We start from the raw sequence: 2,032 nt of genomic DNA, 5'->3' as shown, positions 1-2,032 counted from the left end.
GGAAATAAATTACCAAACGCTGAAAATAGTTTTGCCCCGGCCGTAATGAATGATTTTCAGCTACTTCACCCGCCAACTGATGGATGAGGTAGCTGAAAAATATATAAAACAGTTGTAATTATTTAGGTGCCTACACCAGAGGTAATGTTGCTTTGCTTTGGAATATTGATGTGAATAATGTGCCTGTTAACATATTTCCCTGTCGAGTGTTGATAACTTTTTGTTTTTGCTTTTCATTATGGGCTTGAGAATACGCTAGTTCGATTCTTGTTCTAGTTCGATTGCGATTATACCATTCTCAAGAACATGATTTTCTAAAACCGCCCATTATCAACAATTTTGGAGGTGTGTGGTTAATATCTATCGGCCTGTATTCTTGGTTTTGTGTATTAATCAGATGTATTTTTGTGGAAAGCAAAAATGTTTTGGATAAAGATAAAATCATACAGGAACTTATTGAACAGGTTAAACAGTTAAACTCTCGTTTAGCCTTCTATGAAGATCGCATTTTAAAACGCGAAGAGGAGAATGCAGAGCTAAAAATTGAAATTATTGAATTAAAAGCCCGTTTGAATAAAGACAGCAGTAACAGTTCAAAACCCCCATCCAGCGAAGGTTATAAAAAAAAGCCAGCATTGCCTAAGGCAAAAAATGGGAAGCAAGGGGGACAAAAAGGCCATGAGGGAAAAACATTAAAACAAAGTTCTGATCCTGATCAAGTTATTAGCTGCTTGCCGGAACCTTGTAAGTGTGGACATAAATTTCTTTCCAGTGAATTAGCACTGGCAGAGCGTCGGCAGGTATTTGATTTACCCAAGCCCCGCCTAGAGATTACCGAATATCAAATACATAAAGGCACTTGTCCTGTATGTGGTACAAACTGTAGAGGCAACACTCCTGAAGGTGTAAACGCTCCGGTGCAATATGGTACTGGAGTGAAATCTTATATGGTATTACTGGGAACGCATTTTAATGTTCCCTTCAAAAAAGTGCAGCTTCTTTTTGGAGACCTATTTGGTTATCCGATAAATGAATCAACTGCATTTTCGGCAGGAAAGCAGTGTTATGAGAGATTAACAAAAACTGAAGGTATAATAAAAGCAAGAATAGCCGACAGTCAAACTGCCCATGCCGATGAAACAGGAATCCGTGTTGCCGGGAAACTAGGGTGGCTGCATGCGGCGACCTCTCATTCTTATACTTATCTGTTCATGCATGAGAAAAGAGGTCGCATGGCACTTGAAAGTGAAAAGTCGCTACTCAACGATTTTTCCGGTTGGTTGGTACATGACTGTTGGAGTAGTTATTTCAGATTTCATAAATTCAAACATGCCCTTTGTGGCGCACACATTCTAAGAGAATTAGAATATTTAATAGAAAATTACCATAGCAAATGGGCAAAAGTATTTAAGCAATTTTTGTTGAGCATCTACCAAATGCCATTTGAAGAAAGGATTAAACGACGGCAGCTGATTAACTGTAGATATGATAAAATATGTGACTATGGAATAAAGTCAGAGCCTTTACCGGTTAAAACACCCGGAAAAAGGGGAAGATATAAGCGGAGCAAGGGTCTGAACTTGGTTGAGCGGCTGATAAGGGAAAAAATTGCAGTATTAGCATTTGCGTTTAATAGTGAAGTCCCCTTTACCAATAACCTAGCTGAACGTGATATTAGGCCATCCAAGGTTAAACAAAAAGTATCCAATTGTTTCAGGACGTTCAAAGGAGCTGAAATATATGCTCGGATTCAGGGGTTTATTTCAACAGCCAGAAAAAATAATCGAAATGTATTTGCAGAATTATGTAATACATTTGACGGGCATAATTTCATCACCGAAATGTAGCTGGTAAATAATTACGTTTAATCTAATAAACACATCAATACGGCGGTTATTGGTAATTGGTTCCTCAGTCTTAATACATACATTATCATACAAGCAATCCTCTTTGTAGAATTTTTCTATAAAAGCTTTCAGAAACACATCTCCCTGACCATGTGTTCCTTTCGGATTAAGAAAGTAAGCTAAAA

The 2,032-nt window shown here is 37.7% G+C and carries 2 protein-coding genes; one reads left to right on the top strand and one right to left on the bottom strand.

Annotated features, from left to right (window positions below; translation table 11 throughout):
* The first annotated feature begins 425 nt into the window (after nucleotides 1-425).
* Nucleotides 426-1,847: an IS66 family transposase gene (gene tnpC / locus VJ937_RS15510; RefSeq protein ID WP_324068583.1), complete on the top strand. Its 1,422-nt coding sequence runs from the start codon at nucleotides 426-428 to the stop codon at nucleotides 1,845-1,847.
* On the opposite strand, the gene VJ937_RS15505 is transcribed toward tnpC, so the two are convergent.
* Nucleotides 1,803-2,032, bottom strand: a 230-nt coding sequence (locus tag VJ937_RS15505; RefSeq protein WP_324068581.1) for a PD-(D/E)XK nuclease family protein, incomplete at its 5' end; no start/stop codon positions are given. The two genes, tnpC and VJ937_RS15505, sit on opposite strands and share 45 nt — an antisense overlap.

It is taken from the genome of Salinivirga sp., from assembly GCF_035268865.1.
In the GTDB taxonomy this organism is placed as follows: domain Bacteria; phylum Bacteroidota; class Bacteroidia; order Bacteroidales; family Salinivirgaceae; genus Salinivirga.
This window is presented reverse-complemented; position numbering and strand designations above follow the sequence as displayed.